This is a genomic window from Pseudomonas sp. L-22-4S-12 (assembly GCF_009799935.1).
GTDB lineage: Bacteria > Pseudomonadota > Gammaproteobacteria > Pseudomonadales > Pseudomonadaceae > Aquipseudomonas.
In genome coordinates, this window is record NZ_WELL01000002.1 from 395,131 (window position 1) to 414,877 (window position 19,747).

Sequence of the window (19,747 nt, forward strand, 5' to 3'; positions counted from 1 at the left end):
CGCGAAGCCCTGCGCTCGGTCGCGCATGGCTCAAACGAAACGGGCGCCCTGGGCGCCCGTTTGCATTTCACTGATCGTCGAAGAAACGTTCATGCCAGTCCACCAGCGGCGTGGGGGCGTTGAGCTTCTGCCCGTAGATCACCGAGTAGGACAGCACGTTCTGCACGTACTGGCGGGTTTCGTCGAACGGGATGTTCTCCACCCATACGTCGAAGGCCAGGTGGTCGGCACCCTTCAGCCACTGGCGCACGCGGCCCGGGCCGGCGTTGTAAGCGGCCGAGGCGAGCACGCGATTGCCGTTGAACTGGCCATGCACCTGGCTCAGGTAGGCGGCGCCGAGCTGGATGTTCTTCTCCGGCACCAGGGCCTGCTGCGGGTTGGCCAGGGGAATGCCGAACTTGCGCGCAGTTTCCTTGGCGGTGGCCGGCATCAGCTGCATCAGGCCCATGGCGCCGACCGGCGAGCGGGCGTCGGCCATGAAGGCGCTTTCCTGGCGGGTGATGGCGAACACCCAGCTGGAGTGCAGACCGCGCAGCTTGGCCTGCTGGGTCAGGCTGGCCCGGTGCGCCATGGGGAAGCGGATATCCAGGTCGTCCCAGTACTGGGCCTGGCTGATGGTGCGGATGGCCGGGAAGTACCACTGCTTGTCGTAGGCCAGCTTGGCCTGGGCGACCATCTCCTCGCGGCTGAACAGGCGGCTGACGTGGTACCACTCGCGGCGCCCGTCGACGATCTGGCCGCGGTCGTGGAATTCCAGGGCGCGGCGGATGCCGGCGGTGTTGCGCACCTTCTGCATGACGCGCGGGTCGATGGCCATCGGCTTGTTGTTCAGGCTGTAGGGCGCCTCGATCCGGTCGGCGGCGAGGAAACCGTAGAAATCCCGTTCCTTGGCCAGCGGCTGATACAGGGCCGCGGCCTGCTTGCTCTGCGGCTGGGCCAGTTGCAGGCTGCGCGCCTGCCAGTAGCGCCAGCGGCTGGTGGCGGCCAGCTCGGCAGGCAGGCGGCTGGTCAGCTGGTAGGCGTCGTCCCAGCGCCCGTGGCGCAGCAGCAGGCGGGCGCGCCACTCGGATACGGTGTTGTCGCGCAGCTGCGGGTCGTACTGGGCCATCACGTCGAGGCCGCGCATGTCGAAGCGGCGGGCCAGGGTCAGGCCGATCTCGCGTGCGATGGCGACCTTTTCCTCGTCGGAGAACTTCATCGTGCGGGCGTAGACGTCGAGCAGGCTCAGGGCCTTGTCCGGGTCCTGGCGTGCCAGGCGGCGCAGGCCGAGACCGACCACATCGGCCATGGCGCGATCGGCCGGGACGAAGCGGGCGGTCTGGTTCAGCAGGAGGGGCTTCTGCGCCACTTCCAGAAGCAGCTTGCCTTGCTTGTCGTAGCTCGGCAGGCCTTTCACCAGGTAGCTGGCCAGGCCGTAGTTGCGCGCTTCGGCGGCCAGCTTGGCGCGTTTCCAGCGGCGTTCCTCGGTCAGCTGGCCATCGTCACGCCAGATGTTGAACAGCACGTCGCAGGCTTCCGGCTGGGACTTGCCGACCAGCCAGAGCTTCTCCGCAGTGACATTGCCTTCGGCCTTCATGCCGTGCTTGAGCTGGTACTGGCCGTACAGGCAGTCCAGCTCGGTGAAGTTCAGCTTGGGATCGTAGTGGTTGATGAAGGTCTGCCAGTCGCCGCGCTCGGCCAGCCAGCGCAACCAGCGCAGCTTCATCCAGCCGGCCTGCGGCAGGTCGCCGTGCTCGGCGAGGAATTTCTCGATTTCCTCGTTGCTTGCCCATTTCAGCCGGGCGGTCAGCTCGTCGTAGGCCAGGTAGGGCTCCAGCGGGTAGTCGCGCAGGGCCTCGGCATAGCGCAGGTAGGGTTCCTTGTTGCCCTTGGCCAGGGCGCGCTTGGCTTCGTCGTACATCTGGCGTTGCTGGGGCAGGCTGGCGGCCTGGGCGCAGGTGAGGCTGAGGGTGCCGAGAAGCAGGCAGGAACACAGGCTGAGCAGGGAACGGTACATGACACTTCCGAACAAAAGACAGAACAAGTGCGCGTGAGTGGGCACCGATACGCCTAGCTTAGCCTTTTGCGCGCCGCAGGCGAAAGCGCCGGGGCAGGGCGTGAAGCATGATGCATAAATGCCAGCAAGGTTTGCCGGTAACTCGGTTAGAATGCGTCCCCGGTTTTTTGGAAGTTGCCCGTCATGACCCTGCTCAAGTTCACCGATGTTTCCCTGGCCTACGGCGCCATGCCGCTGCTGGATAAGGTGTCCTGGCAGATCGCCCGCGGCGAGCGGGCGTGCATCATCGGGCGCAACGGCACGGGCAAGTCGAGCATGCTGCGCCTAGTCAAGGGCGACCAGATGCCCGATGACGGCGAGATCTGGCGCGCGCCCGGGCTGAAGATCGGCGAACTGCCGCAGGAATTGCCGCGGGCCGACGAGCGGACGGTGTTCGACGTGGTGGCCGAGGGCCTGGCCGGCGTCGGCGAGCTGCTCGCCCAGTACCATCATCTCAGCCAGAACATCCATACCGACGAAGACCTGACCAAGCTCATGCATGTGCAGCAGGAGCTGGAGGCCAAGGACGGCTGGCGCCTGCAGCAACTGGTCGACAGCACCCTGAGCCGCCTGCAGCTTCCGGCCGACAAGACCCTGGCCGAGCTCTCCGGTGGCTGGCGCCGCCGCGTGCTGCTGGCCCAGGCGCTGGTGTCCGAGCCGGACCTGTTGCTGCTCGACGAACCGACCAACCACCTGGACATCGGCGCCATCGCCTGGCTGGAAGAGGCGCTGCTCGGCTTCAACGGCGCCGTGCTGTTCATCACCCACGACCGTTCCTTCCTGCAGAACCTGGCCACGCGCATCCTCGAACTGGATCGCGGCGGCCTGATCGACTGGAACGGCGACTACGCCAGCTTCCTGGTGCACAAGGAGCAGCAGCTGGCCGCGGAAGAAACCGCCAATGCCCTGTTCGACAAGCGCCTGGCCCAGGAAGAAGTGTGGATTCGCCAGGGCATCAAGGCCCGGCGTACCCGCAACGAGGGCCGCGTGCGCGCGCTCAAGGCCATGCGCCAGGAACGCAGCGAGCGGCGCGAGCGCCAGGGCAAGGCCAATATCCAGCTGGAAACCGCGGACAAGTCCGGCAAGCAGGTGATGGTGGTCGAGCATGTCAGCTTCGCCCATCCCGGCGGGCCTAAGCTGGTCGACGACTTCTCCTTCGTCCTGCAGCGTTCCGACCGCATCGGTCTGCTCGGCGCCAACGGCACCGGCAAGACCACCCTGCTCAAGCTGTTGCTCGGCGATCTGCAGCCGACCAGCGGCAAGATCGAGGTCGGGACCAAGCTGGAAGTGGCGTATTTCGACCAATTGCGTCACCAGCTGGAACCGGAAAAGACGGTGATCGACAACGTCGCCGAGGGTCGCGACTTCATCACCATCGACGGCCAGAGCCGCCATGTACTGAGCTACCTGGACGACTTCCTGTTCAGCCCGCAGCGGGCTCGCACGCCGGTCAAGGCACTGTCCGGGGGCGAGCGGGCACGTCTGTTGCTGGCCAAGCTGTTCAGCAAGCCGGCCAACCTGCTGGTGCTGGACGAACCGACCAACGACCTCGACGTGGAAACCCTCGAGCTGCTCGAAGAAGTACTGCTGAATTTCCCCGGTACCGTGCTGATGGTCAGTCACGACCGGGCCTTCCTCGACAACGTGGTGACCAGCACCCTGGTGTTCGAGGGTGAAGGCCGGGTGCGTGAGTATGTCGGCGGTTACCAGGACTGGCTGCGCCAGGGCGGCTCGCCGCGCCTGCTGGGCGTGGGCGAGAGCAAGTCGGGCAAGGCCGAACTGAGCGCGGTGGCACCCGCTGCGCCAGTGGCAGAAGCCGTGGCGCAAGCGCCGGCGGCGGCAAAGAAGAAGCTCAGCTACAAGCTGCAGCGTGAGCTGGAGGCCATTCCCGGGCAGATCGACGCCCTCGAAACCCAGCTGGCAGCGTTGCAGACGCAGATCGCCGATCCGGCGTTCTACCAGCAGCCGGCGGCTACCACCGCGGCCGTGCTGGATCGTCTGCAGAGCCTGCAAGAAGAACTGGACCAACTCTTGGAGCGTTGGGCCGAATTGGAAGCCTAGGGGGCTGTTGATGTGTTGTCGCAGCCGCGACGGAGCCGGTTTTTGCGCGGAGCTAGGCACGATGAGTGAAGTTTGGTTATTCCAAATGAGCGACGAGTAACGACGTGCCGCGCAAAAAACCGGCCCGTCCCTTTGGGTTGCGCCTCAAATCACGCCATGCGGTGTTGCGGGACTTGGCAAGGGAGTGACCATTGCCTGCGTCCCGCGCCTTGCCTGGCGTAATTTGAGGCGGCAACGCGGTTTGCGACAACACATCAACAGCCCCCAGTAGCCTGTCGGAGACACGCATGGCGATTGAGTACCGTATTACTCTGGATGACAACCATCAGTTCAGCTACAGGATTGAGCTGGACCGGCAATATGATCACCAGGGGGCCGAGGCGACGCCGAAATGGACGCGCCTGGAACACAATCAGTGCAGCAACTGCCCGCTGAATAAAAACGAGTTCAGCCACTGCCCGGCGGCCGTCGATCTGCATCGGGTGATCGAGGATTTCCATGGCCTGCCTGCCGTGAAGAAGGCGCAGGTCTGGGTGCGCACGCCGGAGCGCGAATACAGCAAGCAGGTCAGCCTGGAGGAGGGCTTGCGCTCGCTGCTCGGGGTGATCATGGCGACGTGCGCCTGTCCGGTGCTGGCGCGTCTCAAGCCGATGGCGCACAACCACCTGCCGTTCGCCAGCAGCCAGGAGTTCATCCTGCGCACCATTTCCCTGTACCTGGCACGGCAATATTTCAACTTTCGCGAAGGGCGCCGCCCGGACTGGGAGCTGAAGGGCCTGGTCAAGCAGTTCCAGCAGCTGCAACTGGTCAATCAGGCCTTCTGGCAGCGCATCCACGACACCTGTGAGGGTGACTCCAACCTCAAGGCCTTCCTGACCTTCTTCTCCATGTCGTCGAGCATGACGGTGTCGCTGGAAACCCAGCTGCAGAAGATCCGTCCGCTGGTCATGAGCGCCGGCGAGGCCATCGAATAGGGCGCCTTGGCGCCCCTTTCTCAGCTCGGCTTCTTCAGGCGTACGGCCAGCACGTCGCACGGTGCCCCGTGCAGCACGTCGTTGGCCGTGGAGCCCAGCAGCAGGGCCAGGCCGTGGCGCCCGTGGCTGCCGACCACGATCAGGTCGCAGCCCAGCTCGGTGGCCAGTTGGTGGATTTCCTGGCGGGGTTGGCCGTACACCAGGTGGCGTTGCCCGCTCCCCAGTTGTTCATAGCGCTCGGCAAAACTCACCAGGCGTTCCTTGGCCTGGTCGAATTGCTGCTGCTGCAGCAGCGACAGGTCCATCGGCACGTCGCCGCCAAAGGCCATGGCCATGGGTTCGATGATATGCACCAGGGCGGCCTTGGCGCCGTTGCTGGCAGCCAGGTCCAGGGCGCGTTGCACGACGGGATGGCATTCGTCGGTCAGGTCGACGGCGATCAGGATGTGCTGGTAGGACATGGGGCTTGCTCCTTAAATGGGCGGCTACTTATTAACAGTATGGCCTGCCTGCTTCATAGCACAGGCTTTTCCCGCAGAGTGACAGTTATGACCTGGTGGATCGTGGTTTTGCTGGTGGGCGTGGCGCTCAGCCCGCTGGTCTGGCTGCGCCCCTCGCGCCGACAGAGTGGGCAGATGGCCCTGCGCCTGGCGGCCCGCCGCCTGGGGCTGGGCATGCAGCTGGTGCAGCAGGAGTGGCCGCATTGGCTGGAGTGCAGTCCGCCGGGTAGTTGTGCCCAGTATCACCGTGCGCGCCGTCGTGGCCGGCAGGATAGCTGGTGCTACTGGCAGGCGCAGCCCGGGCAGTGGCTCAACCAGTGGCGCGAGCCGTGCGCGGACGAGCAGTTGCTGGCGCAGTTGCGGCAGCTGCCGACCGATGTCTACAAGGTCGAGGCCGGACCTCAGATGCTCGCCTTGTACTGGGGCGAGCGCGGTGGCGAAGCCGAGCTGCAGCGGGTCGCCGGGCTGCTGGCAGAGCTGGCCTGAGGCGAGCGCGCCGAGTTTTTTTGGCATTATTCAGTCAATGAATAAGCCTTATCGCAGGGCTGGAATGCAATGAATGCAAGGCGCGGGCGGTATTTTGTGGTTTTTTCTGGGCTTCTGGTCATTGCGTGACGCTGTGCTCATTCGGTGCGCCTGTGTCGGGCAATTGACAATTGCCGGGTTTTCACAGAATGTGTGCACACCCAAATCAAACGGGCGTATGAATTGAGTGTTTGCCGTGAAGGCAGCGCCAATACAGCCCGATTATCGCGTCGGCGGGTGTGCCAGGCCGATTGGGGCTATGCTCGACGGCTTCGCCGTGGGCTAGCCTGCTCGTTGGCTCCGATGTGTACTGTTCAGCTTCCATACCGTGGAGATCAGTTGATGATTTACGAAGGTAAAGCCATCACGGTTAAGGCTCTTGAGGGCGGCATCGTCGAATTGAATTTCGACCTCAAGGGTGAGTCCGTTAACAAGTTCAACCGTCTCACTCTGACCGAGCTGCGTCAGTCCGTGGACGCCATCAAGGCCGACGGTTCGATCAAGGGCGTAATCGTTACCAGTGGCAAAGACGTATTCATCGTCGGCGCCGACATCACCGAGTTCGTCGATAACTTCAAGTTGCCCGACGAAGAGCTGGTAGCCGGCAACCTCGAAGCCAACAAGATCTTCAGCGACTTTGAAGACCTCAACGTGCCGACCGTCGTGGCCATCAACGGCATCGCCCTGGGTGGCGGTTTCGAGATGTGCCTGGCCGCCGACTACCGCGTTGCCGCCGAGACCGCCAAGGTCGGCCTGCCGGAAGTCAAACTGGGCATCTACCCGGGCTTCGGTGGCACCGTGCGCCTGCCGCGCGTGATCGGTACCGACAACGCCATCGAGTGGATCGCTTCCAGCAAGGAAGCCAAAGCTGCCGATGCCCTGAAAGTAGGCGCGGTCGACGCAGTCGTCGCTCCGGCCAAACTGCAGGAAGCTGCCCTGGACCTGGTCAAGCGCGCCATCTCCGGCGAGCTGGACTACAAGGCCAAGCGTCAGCCCAAGCTGGAAAAGATCAAGCTCAACGCCATCGAGCAGATGATGTCCTTCGAAACCGCCAAAGGTTTCGTCGCAGGCCAGGCCGGCCCGAACTACCCGGCTCCGGTCGAAGCCATCAAGACCATCCAGAAAGCCGCCAACTTCGGTCGCGACAAGGCGCTGGAGGTGGAAGCCGCCGGCTTCGTCAAGCTGGCCAAGACTTCGGTTGCGGAAAGCCTGATCGGCCTGTTCCTGAATGACCAGGAACTGAAGAAGAAAGCCAAGCAGCACGACGAGATCGCGCGTGACGTGAAACTGGCTGCCGTACTGGGCGCGGGCATCATGGGTGGCGGTATCGCCTACCAGTCGGCCTCCAAGGGCACCCCGATCCTGATGAAGGATATCCGCGAAGAGGGTATCCAGATGGGTCTGGCCGAGGCTTCCAAGCTGCTCGGCAATCGCGTTGCCAAGGGCCGCATGACTCCGGCGAAGATGGCCGAAGCCCTCAACGGCATTCGTCCGACCATGTCCTACGGTGATTTCGGCAACGTCGACATCGTCGTCGAAGCCGTGGTCGAGAACCCGAAGGTCAAGCAGATCGTCCTGGCCGAAGTGGAAGGCGTGGTTCGCGAAGACGCGATCCTGGCTTCCAACACCTCGACCATTTCCATCAACTTGCTGGCCAAGGCCCTCAAGCGTCCGGAAAACTTCGTCGGCATGCACTTCTTCAACCCGGTGCACATGATGCCGCTGGTTGAAGTCATCCGTGGCGAGAAGTCCAGCGATGTGGCCGTGGCTACCACCGTTGCCTACGCCAAGAAGATGGGCAAGAGCCCGATCGTGGTCAACGATTGCCCGGGCTTCCTGGTCAACCGCGTGCTGTTCCCGTACTTCGGCGGCTTCTCCAAGCTGCTGGGCTTCGGTGTCGACTTCGTGCGCATCGACAAGGTCATGGAGAAGTTCGGCTGGCCCATGGGCCCGGCGTACCTGTCCGACGTGGTCGGTATCGATACCGGCCACCACGGCCGTGACGTGATGGCCGAAGGCTTCCCGGATCGCATGGCCGTGGAAGGCAAGACTGCCGTCGACGTGATGTACGACGCCAATCGCCTGGGCCAGAAGAATGGCAAGGGTTTCTACTCCTACGAAATGGACAAGCGCGGCAAGCCGAAGAAGGTCTCCGACCCGGTTGCCTACGAGCTGCTGAAGGAAATCGTCGTCGAGCAGCGCGAGCTGACTGACGAAGACATCATTAACTACATGATGATCCCGCTGTGCCTGGAAACCGTTCGTTGCCTGGAAGACGGCATCGTTGAAACCGCTGCCGAGGCCGATATGGGCCTGATCTACGGCATCGGCTTCCCGCCCTTCCGTGGTGGTGCGCTGCGTTACATCGACGCCATCGGTGTAGCCGAATTCGTGGCCCTGGCTGACCAATATGCCGACCTGGGCGCGCTGTACCACCCGACCGCCAAACTTCGCGAAATGGCCAAAAACGGCCAGAAGTTTTTCGGTTAATCGAACGATCAGAGCGAGAGTAGAGATATGAGCCTGAATCCGAGAGACGCAGTCATTGTCGACTTCGGTCGTACCCCGATGGGTCGTTCCAAGGGCGGCATGCACCGCAATACCCGTGCCGAGACCATGTCGGCACACCTGATCAGCGGCGTGCTGGCACGCAACACCAAGCTGGACCCGGCTGAAGTCGAAGACGTGATCTGGGGTTGCGTCAACCAGACCCTGGAGCAGGGCTGGAACATCGCGCGCATGGCGTCGTTGATGACCCCGATTCCGCACACCAGCGCTGCGCAAACCGTCAGCCGCCTGTGTGGTTCCTCCATGAGCGCCCTGCACACTGCCGTGCAGGCGATCCAGACTGGCAACGGCGACGTGTTCGTGGTTGGCGGCGTGGAACACATGGGCCACGTCAGCATGATGCACGGCGTCGATCCGAACCCGCACCTCTCCCTGTACGCCGCCAAGGCGTCGGGCATGATGGGTCTGACCGCTGAGATGCTCGGCAAGATGCACGGCATCAGCCGCGAGGCGCAGGACGCCTTCGGTGAGCGTTCGCACCGCCTGGCCCACAAGGCCACCGTCGAAGGTAAGTTCAAGGATGAAATCATCCCGATGCAAGGCTACGACGAGAACGGCTTCCTGAAGGTTTTCGACTTCGACGAGACCATTCGTCCGGAAACCACTCTGGAAAGCCTGGCTGCGCTGAAGCCGGCGTTCAACCCGAAGGGCGGCACCGTGACTGCGGGTACTTCCTCGCAGATCACCGACGGCGCTTCCTGCATGATCGTCATGTCCGCCCAGCGCGCCGAGGACCTCGGCATCCAGCCGCTGGCCGTGGTTCGTGCGATGGCCGTACACGGTGTCGATCCGGCGATCATGGGTTACGGTCCGGTGCCGTCCACTCAGAAAGCCCTCAAGCGTGCCGGCCTGACCATGGACGACATCGACTTCGTTGAACTCAACGAAGCCTTCGCCGCCCAGGCTCTGCCCGTGCTGAAAGACCTGAAACTCCTCGACAAGATGGAGCAGAAGGTTAACCTGCACGGCGGCGCCATTGCTCTGGGCCACCCGTTCGGCTGCTCCGGTGCGCGTATCTCCGGCACCCTGCTGAACGTGATGAAGCAGAATGGCGGCACCCTCGGTGTGTCGACCATGTGCATTGGCCTCGGCCAGGGCATCACCACCGTCTTCGAACGCGTCTAAGCGTTTCGAGATGGAAGAACCGGGGCCCTGTGCCCCGGTTTTTGTTTTTGGGTAATTCTTAGAATCTGTCCAAAGTCTCGCGAGCTAGAGTCAGGCAAGGCGCAACGACCAACGGGAGTAACAGCCGTAGGCTGGCCCGAAGGGTGAGCGCCAGCGAATCAATAGGGCGAAGAAGCGCAGTTTACGAGCGGTAAATGAGTATCCTGAGCCCGACTTCAACGCAGCATGGCCGACGCGCAGCAGACTTTGAACAGGTTCTTATAGGGAGTCGAATCATGCAGCTGCAACCCGGCTTGTACCGTCACTACAAGGGCCCGCAATACCGTGTGTTCGGTGTCGCCCGGCATTCCGAGACGGAAGAGGATGTGGTGGTTTACCAGGCCCTGTATGGTGAGTTCGGCCTGTGGGTCAGGCCGCTGGAGATGTTCTGTGGCACGGTCGAGGTGGACGGCGAGACAGTCCCGCGCTTTGCTTTGATCGAGGCCGAGCCGGCACGTTTCGGTAAGGAGTGAGCAAGCAGCGCGCTTGACCTCACCTCGACGGCCACTATATATAGCGGTGCCTTTAGCGGCGCCGCCCGCTTTTACTCTCAGAATTCAGGAATTTTCCAATCCATGGGCAAATCGCTGGTCATCGTGGAATCCCCGGCCAAGGCCAAGACCATCAACAAGTACCTGGGCAACCAGTACGTGGTGAAGTCGAGCATCGGCCATATCCGTGACCTGCCTACCAGCGGTTCGGCCAGTAACGCCAAGGAACCGGCCAAGCGTGGCAAGGCCGCCGCTGGCGAGGCGCCGGCACTGTCGCCCAAGGAGAAGGCCAAGCGCCAGCTGGTTTCGCGCATGGGCGTCGATCCGGAGCATGGCTGGAAGGCCAAGTACGAGATCCTGCCCGGCAAGGAAAAGGTGATCGAGGAGCTGCGCCGCCTGGCCAAGGATGCCGACACCATCTATCTCGCAACCGACTTGGATCGCGAGGGGGAAGCCATTGCCTGGCACCTGCGCGAGGCCATCGGTGGCGATGACAGCCGCTACAAGCGCGTGGTGTTCAACGAAATCACCAAGAAGGCCATCCAGGAAGCCTTTTCCCAGCCCGGCGAGCTGGACATCAACCGGGTCAATGCCCAGCAGGCGCGGCGTTTCCTCGATCGCGTGGTCGGTTACATGGTCTCGCCGCTGCTGTGGCAGAAGATCGCCCGTGGTCTGTCCGCCGGCCGAGTGCAGTCGGTGGCGGTGAAGCTGGTGGTCGAGCGCGAAAAAGAGATCCGCGCCTTCGTTCCGGAAGAGTACTGGGAAGTGCACGCCGACCTCGGCACCGCCAAGGCCGCCACCGTGCGTTTCGAAGTGGTGCGCGAGAAGGGCGAGGCCTTCAAACCGGTCAATGAGGCGCAGGCCATGGCCGCGCTGGAAAAGCTGAAGGCGTCCGCCTACAGCATCGCCAAGCGTGAGGACCGGCCGACCAGCAGCAAGCCGTCGGCGCCCTACATCACTTCGACCCTGCAGCAGGCGGCGAGCAATCGCCTCGGCTTCGGCGTGAAGAAAACCATGATGATGGCCCAGCGTCTGTACGAGGCCGGCTACATCACCTATATGCGTACCGACTCGACCAACCTCTCGGCCGATGCCGTGGAGATGGTGCGTGGCTTCATCGAGAGCGAGTACGGCAAGAAGTACCTGCCGGCCAAGCCGAATGTGTATTCGAGCAAGGAGGGCGCCCAGGAGGCGCACGAGGCGATCCGCCCGTCCGACGTAAACCTGCGCCCGACCCAGATCTCCGGCATGGAGCGCGACGCCGAGCGCCTCTACGAGCTGATCTGGCGCCAGTTCGTCGCCTGCCAGATGCCGCCAGCCGAATACCTGTCGACCAGCGTCACCGTGGCCGCCGGCACCTTCGAGCTGCGCGCCAAGGGCCGTATCCTCAAGTTCGACGGTTACACCAAGGCGCAGCCGCAGCAGAGCAAGCCGGGCGAAGACGACGTGCTGCCGGACATGAACGAGGGCGAGGCGCTCAAGCTGATCAAGCTCGACCCCAGCCAGCACTTCACCAAGCCGCCGGCGCGCTTCTCCGAAGCCAGCCTGGTCAAGGAGCTGGAGAAGCGCGGCATCGGTCGTCCGTCGACCTACGCGGCGATCATCTCGACCATCCAGGAGCGGGGCTACGTGGCGGTGCAGAACCGTCGCTTCTACGCCGAGAAGATGGGCGACATCGTCACCGAGCGCCTCAACGAGAGCTTCGCCAACCTGATGGACTACGGCTTCACCGCCGGCATGGAAGAACATCTGGATGATGTGGCCCAGGGCGAGCGCGACTGGAAGCACGTCCTCGACGATTTCTACGGCGACTTCAAGAAGAAGCTGGAAGTGGCGGAAGTGGCCGACAGCGGCATGCGCGCCAACCAGCCGACCCCGACCGACATCGCCTGCCGCGACTGTGGTCGGCCGATGATGATCCGTACCGCCTCCACCGGCGTGTTCCTCGGCTGCTCCGGCTACGCCCTGCCGCCGAAAGAGCGCTGCAAGGCCACCATCAACCTGATTCCGGGCGACGAGATCGCCGCGGATGACGAAGGCGAGTCCGAATCGCGGGTGCTGCTGAACAAGCACCGCTGCCCGATCTGCGCCACGGCGATGGATGCCTACCTGCTGGATGAAACCCGCAAGCTGCATATCTGCGGCAACAACCCGGATTGCTCGGGCTACGAGATCGAGCAGGGCCAGTACCGGATCAAGGGTTACGAGGGCCCGAGCCTGGAATGCGACAAGTGCGGCAGCGAGATGCAGCTGAAGACCGGTCGTTTCGGCAAGTTCTTCGGTTGCACCAACAGCAGCTGCAAGAACACCCGCAAGCTGCTGCGCAGTGGCGAGGCGGCGCCGCCGAAGATGGACGCGGTGCCGATGCCCGAGCTCAAGTGCGAGAAGGTCAACGACACCTACGTGCTGCGTGACGGCGCCTCGGGCCTGTTCCTGGCCGCCAGCCAGTTCCCGAAAAACCGCGAGACCCGTGCGCCACTGGTGATGGAGCTGATCCCGCATAAAGACGAGATCGATCCGAAATACCACTTCCTGCTGGATGCGCCGAAGAAGGATCCGGAAGGCCGCCCGGCAGTTATCCGCTATAGCCGCAAGACCAAGGAGCAATATGTGCAGAGCGAGGTGGACGGCAAACCCACCGGCTGGCGCGCCTTCTTCGACGGCGGCAAGTGGAAAGTGGAAAGCAAGGGCTGATCGATCCGTTGCGGCGCGCCTGGCGCGCCGCTAGGCGATCTGCCGCGCACGAGTCTGGAGAGCCTTGCCATGGCGCAAGAACTGTATACCCGCACCAACCAGAAGATCTATTTCGCCGGTCTGGCCCTGGAAAATCTGCGCAAGGCCGAAGAAGGCCGGGCCATGAACGGTCTCGGCCAGGTTCAGGCCGAGCGCGAGGCGGCGCTGTTTCACCTGTACGGCGCGCTGCTGGGCTTGTGCCATGAGATTGCCGGCTACTACCGTTTGCCGCAGGCCAATGTGCCGCGCGCCGAATTGCTGCTGAATCAGGCCGTGCTGCAGGCGGCTCCCAGCCCGGAACTGGCCGAGCTGGTCGAGCTGGCGCAACAGCCGGAAACCTGGCTGGCGCAGTTGCTGCAGGCCTACGCCAAGCTGTTCCAGCCGCCACAGGCGCCGAAGACGGCCAAGGTCGATCCGACGTTGCCGCTGATCCAGGCGGTCAGTGTCGAAGAGGAGGTGCCGCCGCTGGGGCGCGAAGAGCTGGAGGCCTGGCGGCAGCAGCTCAAGCAGCTGGCCCTGCATTTTCGCGAGTCGCTCAGCGAGTGCTGAGAACCTGTTCAAAGTCTGCTGCGCGTTGGCCATGCTGCGTTGAAATCGGGCTCAGAATGCTCATTTACAGCTCGTAAACTGCGCTTCTTCGCCCAATTTCGCCTTGCCTGGCTCTAGCTCGCGAGACTTTGAACAGGTTCTGAGTACAGGATGGGTGGGCTAGGGCGGTTTTCCCTGGGCTGTTACACTGCGGGCCTGATTGGAGAACTTGTTTATGCCCACATCCTTCCTGGAAATCGTCGAGCTTCCTGACGGCCGTATTGCCCTGCGCCGTGCCGAGGATGAGGAAACCCTGGTCACCCTGGATTTCTCCGCCGACGCCAAGGCGTTCCTGCAGGGGCAGCATGTCGAGGTGGCCAAGGCCATGCTCAATATCGGCGTGCAGATGGCCGGCCGGCTGGCCGAAGGCGATCTCGAACACGACGATCAGCCGCGCGTTCTGCACTGATCCTGTGTCTGGGCGAGTCAGGCTCGCCCGGCGCCACCCGTCTCTCCACTTTGGCTAGGTCACTGCGACGCTAGCCGGATCAATCCAGACGAATATTCAGGCTCTGCGCGCTGCCTAGGCGGGCGGCGCTGCTCAGGCTTTGGCGCTGCGTCGGCTGCAGATCGATCCAGCTGACCACGGTATGGCTGCGCCCCAGGCGCAGCGCTTCGCAGGCGAGTTCGAGGGCATTCTGCCCGGCGCGCGGTTGCAGAAGCAGTAGGCGATCCAGGTTGAGGCCCGCACTGCGCAGCCAGGCGGTGGTCAGGCTGGCGGGCGGTGCGACCAGGGTCAGCCAGCGGGCATCCTGGTTCTGGCTCAGCTCACGCAGTACCGGCCCCAGCAGGTGGCGGCAGTGGCCGAGGGAGCCGGACAGGGCGAGCTCGCTGATCGGCTCGGGTTCTTCCAGCCAGGCCGGCAGCTCGGCCGAATCGAGTAGGAGAGGGGCCATGCTCTGCCCCAGGAAAGCTTCAAACAGCGGAAGTTGCGAACGATTCAGCGACTGCGGGAACTGCATGAAGCTCTCCTTACTACTTAGTGGCGAATCACGTTAGCGGCGGATCACGCCGACACTCAAACCTTCGATGATCAGATCCTGTTCTTCCAGATTCACTTCGATCGGGGCGAACTCGGGGTTTTCGGCTATCAGCAGCACCTTGTTGCCGCTACGCTGGAAGCGCTTGACGGTGACTTCGTCGTCGATGCGGGCGACTACTATCTGGCCGTTGCGGGCCTCGCGGGTGGTGTGTACGGCAAGCAGGTCGCCGTCGAAGATGCCGATATCCTTCATGCTCATGCCGCGCACCCGCAGCAGATAGTCAGCGCGCGGATGGAAGAAACCCGGGTTGATCTGGCAGGACTCTTCGACATGCTGCTGGGCCAGGATCGGCGCACCGGCGGCGACCCGGCCGATTATCGGCAGGCCTTCTTCTTCCTGGGCTTCCGGCTCGTAACCGGGAATGCGGATGCCGCGCGAGGCACCGGGAGTCATCTCGATGGCGCCCTTGCGGGCCAGGGCCTTGAGGTGTTCCTCGGCGGCGTTGGGCGACTTGAAGCCCAGCTCCTGGGCGATCTCGGCGCGAGTCGGCGGATAACCATTGGCTTCCAGGCAACGCTTGATGAAGGCGAGGATTTCGGCTTGGCGGGGCGTGAGCTTGAGCATGATGGTCGTCTGTCTGTTTATACAGTTGCTGTGATTATATACAGTGATATTGCCCTGGCAACTGTTCTTTTCACGGCACCGGCCCGGGCTTTTGTACCGCCTGCCTGCTTGGCGCAAAGCCTGGGCAATCTGCACTATGGTTAAATGCGTGACCGGTCGGCCATGATTGGGCTCATGAGACTTGACACGGCACCGACCTGAAACGTATGTTTCAAACAAGTGTTTGTCAGGTGGAGATGTCATGGCTCAGTCAGAAACTGTCGAGCGCATTCTTGATGCGGCAGAGCAGTTGTTCGCGGAAAAAGGCTTCGCCGAGACTTCTCTGCGTCTGATCACCAGCAAGGCTGGGGTCAATCTGGCGGCGGTCAACTATCACTTCGGCTCCAAGAAGGCGCTGATCCAGGCCGTGTTCTCGCGCTTCCTCGGGCCGTTCTGCGCCAGCCTGGAAAAGGAACTGGATCGTCGCCAGGCCAAGCCCGAGAGCAAGGCCGGCCTCGAGGATCTGCTGGAAATGCTGGTGGAGCAGGCCCTGGCGGTCAAACCGCGCAGCGGCAACGACCTGTCGATCTTCATGCGCCTGCTGGGGCTGGCCTTCAGCCAGAGCCAGGGCCACCTGCGTCGCTACCTGGAAGACATGTACGGCAAGGTGTTCCGCCGTTACCTGGTTCTGCTGCACGAAGCCGCGCCGCGCATCCCGCCGCTGGAGCTGTTCTGGCGGGTGCACTTCATGCTCGGTGCGGCTTCGTTCAGCATGTCCGGGATCAAGGCGCTGCGCGCCATCGCCGAGAACGATTTCGGCGTGGATACCTCGATCGAGCAGGTCATGCGTCTGATGGTGCCGTTCCTCGCCGCCGGCATGCGCGCGGAAACCGGCGTCAGCAGCGAGGCACTGGCCAGCGCCCAGCTGAAGCCTCGGGCCAAGGTCGCCGCCGCGGCAAAAGCCTGATTGCGGCTGTGCCCGGGCGGGCCGATCGGCTAAGCTAGCCGCCTATGCGTTCGCTCGATTTCCTGCACATTTCCCTCGCCGATCAGTGCCTGTACGGTTTTGCCGACGGGCAGCTGCTGCTGCGCCTGCCCGTCTCCACGGCTCTGAATGGGTCGGGGGAGCGCAGCGGTTCGAATTGCACGCCACGCGGCCGCCATCAGGTGCGGGCGAGGATCGGCGAGGGCTTGCCACTGGGTGCTGTTTTGCGCGGGCGGCGCTGGACCGGCGAGATCTGGAGCCCCGAGCTGGATCGGCAGTTTCCCGGGCGCGACTGGATCCTCACGCGCATCCTCTGGTTGAGTGGCTGCGAGCCGGGCATCAACCGCCTGGGCGCGGTGGATACCTTCCGGCGTTACATCTATCTGCACGGTACTCCCGAGCGGGAACCCATGGGCGTGCCGCTGTCCCATGGCTGCGTGCGCCTGCGCAACGCCGATTTGCTGACCCTCTTTCCCCGTGTGCCGCTGCATTGTGCGGTACTGATCGATGAGGCGCCGTGCCCCGCGTGGGCGGCTGCCGATCTCGGCTAAGGACTATTCGTGAAGACTCCCCTGTATGGTTCGCTGATGCTGGACGTGCAAGGCACCTGGCTGACCGCCGAGGACCGCCAGATCCTGCGCCAGCCGCAAGTGGCCGGGCTGATCCTGTTTGCCCGCAATATCGAAGACCCGCGCCAGGTGCGCGAGCTCTGTGCGGCGATCCGTGCCGTACGGCCGGATCTGCTGCTGGCGGTGGACCAGGAAGGCGGCCGGGTGCAGCGCCTGCGCCAGGGCTTCGTGCGCCTGCCGGCCATGCGCGCGCTGGCCGACAACGACAACGCCGAGTACCTGGCCGAGCAGTGCGGCTGGCTGATGGCGACCGAGGTGCTGGCGGTCGGCCTCGACCTCAGCTTCGCCCCGGTGCTGGACCTCGATCATCAGCGCAGCGCGGTGGTCGGTAGCCGCAGCTTCGAGGGTAATCCCGAGCTGGCGAGCAAACTGGCGGGTGCCTTCATTCGCGGCATGGCGGCAGCCGGCATGGCTGCCACCGGCAAGCACTTCCCCGGCCATGGCTGGGCCGAAGCCGACTCCCACGTGGCGATCCCGGTGGATGAGCGCAGCCTGGAGCAGATCCGCGGCAGCGACCTGATTCCGTTCCAGCGCCTCAGCCAGCAGCTGGCGGCGGTGATGCCGGCCCATGTGATCTACCCGCAGGTCGACAGCCAGCCGGCCGGTTTCTCCCGGCGCTGGCTGCAGGACATCCTGCGCGGCGAGCTGGGCTTTACGGGCGTGATCTTCAGCGACGACCTGTCCATGGCCGGCGCCCATGTGGTCGGCGATGCCGCCAGCCGCATCGAGGCGGCGTTGAATGCCGGTTGCGACATGGGCCTGGTGTGCAACGACCGCGGCGCCGCCGAGCTGGCCCTCAGCGCCCTGCAGCGCCTCCAGGTGCAGCCGCCCAAGGGCCTGGCGCGCATGCGCGGGCAGGCCTTCGCCACCACCGAATACCGCCAGCAGCCGCGTTGGCTGACTGCCGTGGCCGCCTTGCGCGCCGCGCAGCTGATCGATTGAGCTTGCTGTTGAAAAGGATAAGCGCATGACTGTCTACGCCATCATCGGCGGCACCGGCCTGACCCAGCTGGAAGGCCTGACCCTGACCGAGGAACTAGCCCTGGATACGCCCTACGGCGCGCCATCGGCAGCCATCCAGCGTGGCCTGTACGCCGGGCGCGAGGTGCTGTTCCTCGCCCGTCATGGCCATCCGCATCGCATTCCACCGCACCAGGTCAACTACCGCGCCAACCTGTGGGCGCTCCGCCAGGCCGGCGCGCAGGCGATCATCGCGGTCAACGCGGTGGGTGGCATCCATGCCGCCATGGGCAGTGGCCACCTGTGCGTGGCGCACCAGATCATCGATTACACCTGGGGCCGCGAGCACACCTACTTCGCCGGGGATATCGAGCACGTCACCCATATCGATTTCAGCTACCCCTATGACGAACCCCTGCGCGGCAAGCTGATCGATGCCTTGCAGGCGCTGGGCCATGCGCACAGCAGCCATGGCGTGTACGGCGCCACCCAGGGCCCGCGCCTGGAAAGCGTGGCAGAGATCGCGCGCATGGAACGCGATGGCTGCGATATCGTCGGCATGACCGGCATGCCCGAAGCGGCTCTGGCCCGCGAGCTGGAGCTGCCCTATGCCTGCCTGGCGCTGGTGGTCAATCCGGCGGCCGGCAAGTCCAGTGGCATCATCACCATGGCCGAGATCGAGCAGGCCCTGGCCGATGGCATCGGCAAGGTCAAGGCGGTACTGGCGCGCGTGTTGGCGGGCTGAGCGCACCTGCTGTAGGCCGGCGGCTGCTGCGTGGCTGGAGGCGGGTGGTGTTCAGTCTCGCCCGGGCCCCACGAGAATCCGCACAGTCGGTGCCGCAAGGCCAAGTGGCCTGGGTCAGCGGCTGGTTGGCGCAGTGAGCTCGGCGGGCTGAAGCTGTTCCTGCAACAGCTGCAGCGCGGCTCGCACGAACGGCCGGCGCTCGTCGCTGGCCACGGCGGCCTGCCAGTGGAAGACCATGCCCTCGACCCCTATCGGCCTCACCAGCAGGCCCAGTTCGTCGCCCAGCAGTTGGCGTCGTGGCAGCAGGCTGATGCCGGCGCCGGCGCGCACCAGGGCGATGATCGCCGGGATGTCCTGAATATGCTGCAGCGAACCCAACTCGATGCGTTGCGGATGCAGGTAGCGGCGGTAGAGGAAGGACTGCTCCAGTTCAAAGTGATAGAGCAGGTCGATCCCGGCCAGGTCGCCGGCTTCCAGCCAGGGCTTGGCGCCCAGGGGGTGGCCCGGCGGCAGGATGGCGACCATCTCGTCACGGTTCAGCGCCAACCAGTCGACGCCGCTGGTCGGGCTGGTTTCGCCGAGGATGGCGATATCGCAGTCATGGGCCAGCAGGCTGTCGAGCAGGTTGGGCACCTGTTTGACCTGCACCTCGATCAGCGGGAAGCGCTGGCGGAGCTGCAACAGGAAGCTCGGCAGCCAGTCGCTCAGGTGCATGCGGTCGATGGCCAGGCGCAGGCGTCCGGAGTCGCCGCGGGCATAGCGCGCCAGATGCTCTTCCAGAACCGCCACGTCGCCGAGGATGCGCTGGGCATGGCTGTCGAAAGCCAGGCCGGCCTCGGTCGGCAGCATGGCCTTCTGTGTGCGCTGGAACAGGGCTAGACCCAGGCGCTCTTCCAGTTCGGCCAGCTGCTTGCTCAAGGCCGGTTGTGAGATGAACAGCGCCTCGGCGGCGCGGGTCAGGTTGCCGGTCTGGCTGATGCTGCGCACCAGGCGCAGGTGCTTCATTTCCAGGCGCACGAATGCCGCTCCATTTCCAAGGGTCTGTTGCCGTTTCGTTCACGGTCGCGACGGAGCCCGTTTTTGTGCGGGACTAGGCGCGAGAGGCGAGGTTTGGTCGTCCAAATGAGCCGTCGAGTAACGACGGCCCGCGCAAAAACGGGCCCGTCCCTACGGGTTGCGCGCAAAATCGCGCCATGCGTCGTT

18 protein-coding genes are annotated in these 19,747 nt (G+C 63.9%); 13 read left to right on the top strand and 5 right to left on the bottom strand.

What is annotated here, in order from left to right:
* Nucleotides 1–67 precede the first annotated feature (67 nt).
* The gene (locus tag F3I16_RS08440; protein ID WP_160493263.1) at nucleotides 68–1,996 is read right to left on the bottom strand and encodes a transglycosylase SLT domain-containing protein; all 1,929 of its coding nucleotides are present in this window, start codon (nucleotides 1,994–1,996) and stop codon (nucleotides 68–70) included.
* A 183-nt stretch (nucleotides 1,997–2,179) separates the two neighbouring features.
* Here F3I16_RS08440 and F3I16_RS08445 point away from each other — a divergent pair, with 183 nt between their 5' ends.
* Together F3I16_RS08445 and F3I16_RS08450 are read left to right on the top strand one after the other, a co-directional pair.
* Complete coding sequence (locus F3I16_RS08445) at nucleotides 2,180–4,096, top strand: ATP-binding cassette domain-containing protein (RefSeq protein ID WP_160493264.1); 1,917 nt, start codon at nucleotides 2,180–2,182, stop codon at nucleotides 4,094–4,096.
* 287 nt (nucleotides 4,097–4,383) lie between these two features.
* A complete protein-coding gene (locus tag F3I16_RS08450; RefSeq protein ID WP_160493265.1) occupies nucleotides 4,384–5,070 on the top strand; it encodes a hypothetical protein in 687 nt (228 codons plus the stop codon).
* A gap of 20 nt (nucleotides 5,071–5,090) precedes the next feature.
* On the opposite strand, the gene F3I16_RS08455 is transcribed toward F3I16_RS08450, so the two are convergent.
* Complete coding sequence (locus tag F3I16_RS08455) at nucleotides 5,091–5,531, bottom strand: universal stress protein (RefSeq protein WP_160493266.1); 441 nt, start codon at nucleotides 5,529–5,531, stop codon at nucleotides 5,091–5,093.
* An 87-nt stretch (nucleotides 5,532–5,618) separates the two neighbouring features.
* Here F3I16_RS08455 and F3I16_RS08460 point away from each other — a divergent pair, with 87 nt between their 5' ends.
* The 7 genes from F3I16_RS08460 to F3I16_RS08490 all read left to right on the top strand — a co-directional run bounded on the left by F3I16_RS08460 (nucleotide 5,619) and on the right by F3I16_RS08490 (nucleotide 14,048).
* A complete protein-coding gene (locus F3I16_RS08460; RefSeq protein WP_160493267.1) occupies nucleotides 5,619–6,056 on the top strand; it encodes a hypothetical protein in 438 nt (145 codons plus the stop codon).
* A 381-nt stretch (nucleotides 6,057–6,437) separates the two neighbouring features.
* Nucleotides 6,438–8,585 carry a fatty acid oxidation complex subunit alpha FadB gene (gene fadB, locus F3I16_RS08465; protein WP_160493268.1) on the top strand — a complete coding sequence of 716 codons (2,148 nt, stop codon included), beginning with the start codon at nucleotides 6,438–6,440 and terminating at the stop codon, nucleotides 8,583–8,585.
* A gap of 27 nt (nucleotides 8,586–8,612) precedes the next feature.
* Nucleotides 8,613–9,788 carry an acetyl-CoA C-acyltransferase FadA gene (gene fadA / locus F3I16_RS08470; RefSeq protein WP_160493269.1) on the top strand — a complete coding sequence of 392 codons (1,176 nt, stop codon included), beginning with the start codon at nucleotides 8,613–8,615 and terminating at the stop codon, nucleotides 9,786–9,788.
* Nucleotides 9,789–10,063: 275 nt separating this feature from the next.
* Nucleotides 10,064–10,300: a DUF1653 domain-containing protein gene (locus tag F3I16_RS08475; RefSeq protein WP_160493270.1), complete on the top strand. Its 237-nt coding sequence runs from the start codon at nucleotides 10,064–10,066 to the stop codon at nucleotides 10,298–10,300.
* Between the two features lie 102 nt (nucleotides 10,301–10,402).
* Entirely contained in the window at nucleotides 10,403–13,012 is a 2,610-nt protein-coding gene (gene topA, locus F3I16_RS08480) for a type I DNA topoisomerase (RefSeq protein ID WP_160493271.1), read from the top strand.
* A gap of 69 nt (nucleotides 13,013–13,081) precedes the next feature.
* Entirely contained in the window at nucleotides 13,082–13,600 is a 519-nt protein-coding gene (locus tag F3I16_RS08485) for a DUF6586 family protein (protein WP_160493272.1), read from the top strand.
* A 214-nt stretch (nucleotides 13,601–13,814) separates the two neighbouring features.
* Nucleotides 13,815–14,048 carry a hypothetical protein gene (locus F3I16_RS08490; RefSeq protein ID WP_160081409.1) on the top strand — a complete coding sequence of 78 codons (234 nt, stop codon included), beginning with the start codon at nucleotides 13,815–13,817 and terminating at the stop codon, nucleotides 14,046–14,048.
* A 79-nt stretch (nucleotides 14,049–14,127) separates the two neighbouring features.
* Here F3I16_RS08490 and sulA read toward each other — a convergent pair whose 3' ends face one another.
* Both sulA and lexA read right to left on the bottom strand, forming a co-directional pair.
* Entirely contained in the window at nucleotides 14,128–14,601 is a 474-nt protein-coding gene (sulA, locus tag F3I16_RS08495; protein WP_160493273.1) for an SOS-induced cell division inhibitor SulA, read from the bottom strand.
* Between the two features lie 33 nt (nucleotides 14,602–14,634).
* Nucleotides 14,635–15,246, bottom strand: coding sequence for a transcriptional repressor LexA (gene lexA, locus F3I16_RS08500; protein WP_160493274.1), 612 nt, complete (start codon nucleotides 15,244–15,246; stop codon nucleotides 14,635–14,637).
* A 241-nt stretch (nucleotides 15,247–15,487) separates the two neighbouring features.
* Here lexA and F3I16_RS08505 point away from each other — a divergent pair, with 241 nt between their 5' ends.
* From F3I16_RS08505 to F3I16_RS08520, 4 genes are read left to right on the top strand one after another with little or no spacing between them, the layout of a single operon-like run.
* On the top strand, nucleotides 15,488–16,192 hold the full coding sequence (locus tag F3I16_RS08505) for a TetR/AcrR family transcriptional regulator (RefSeq protein WP_160493275.1): 705 nt from the start codon (nucleotides 15,488–15,490) through the stop codon (nucleotides 16,190–16,192).
* 44 nt (nucleotides 16,193–16,236) lie between these two features.
* The gene (locus F3I16_RS08510) at nucleotides 16,237–16,761 is read left to right on the top strand and encodes a L,D-transpeptidase (protein ID WP_160493276.1); all 525 of its coding nucleotides are present in this window, start codon (nucleotides 16,237–16,239) and stop codon (nucleotides 16,759–16,761) included.
* A 21-nt stretch (nucleotides 16,762–16,782) separates the two neighbouring features.
* A complete protein-coding gene (gene nagZ / locus F3I16_RS08515) occupies nucleotides 16,783–17,781 on the top strand; it encodes a beta-N-acetylhexosaminidase (RefSeq protein ID WP_178116660.1) in 999 nt (332 codons plus the stop codon).
* Nucleotides 17,782–17,806: 25 nt separating this feature from the next.
* The gene (locus F3I16_RS08520) at nucleotides 17,807–18,544 is read left to right on the top strand and encodes an S-methyl-5'-thioinosine phosphorylase (RefSeq protein ID WP_160493277.1); all 738 of its coding nucleotides are present in this window, start codon (nucleotides 17,807–17,809) and stop codon (nucleotides 18,542–18,544) included.
* Between the two features lie 114 nt (nucleotides 18,545–18,658).
* On the opposite strand, the gene F3I16_RS08525 is transcribed toward F3I16_RS08520, so the two are convergent.
* Entirely contained in the window at nucleotides 18,659–19,561 is a 903-nt protein-coding gene (locus F3I16_RS08525) for a LysR family transcriptional regulator (RefSeq protein WP_160493278.1), read from the bottom strand.
* Nucleotides 19,562–19,747: the final 186 nt, after the last annotated feature.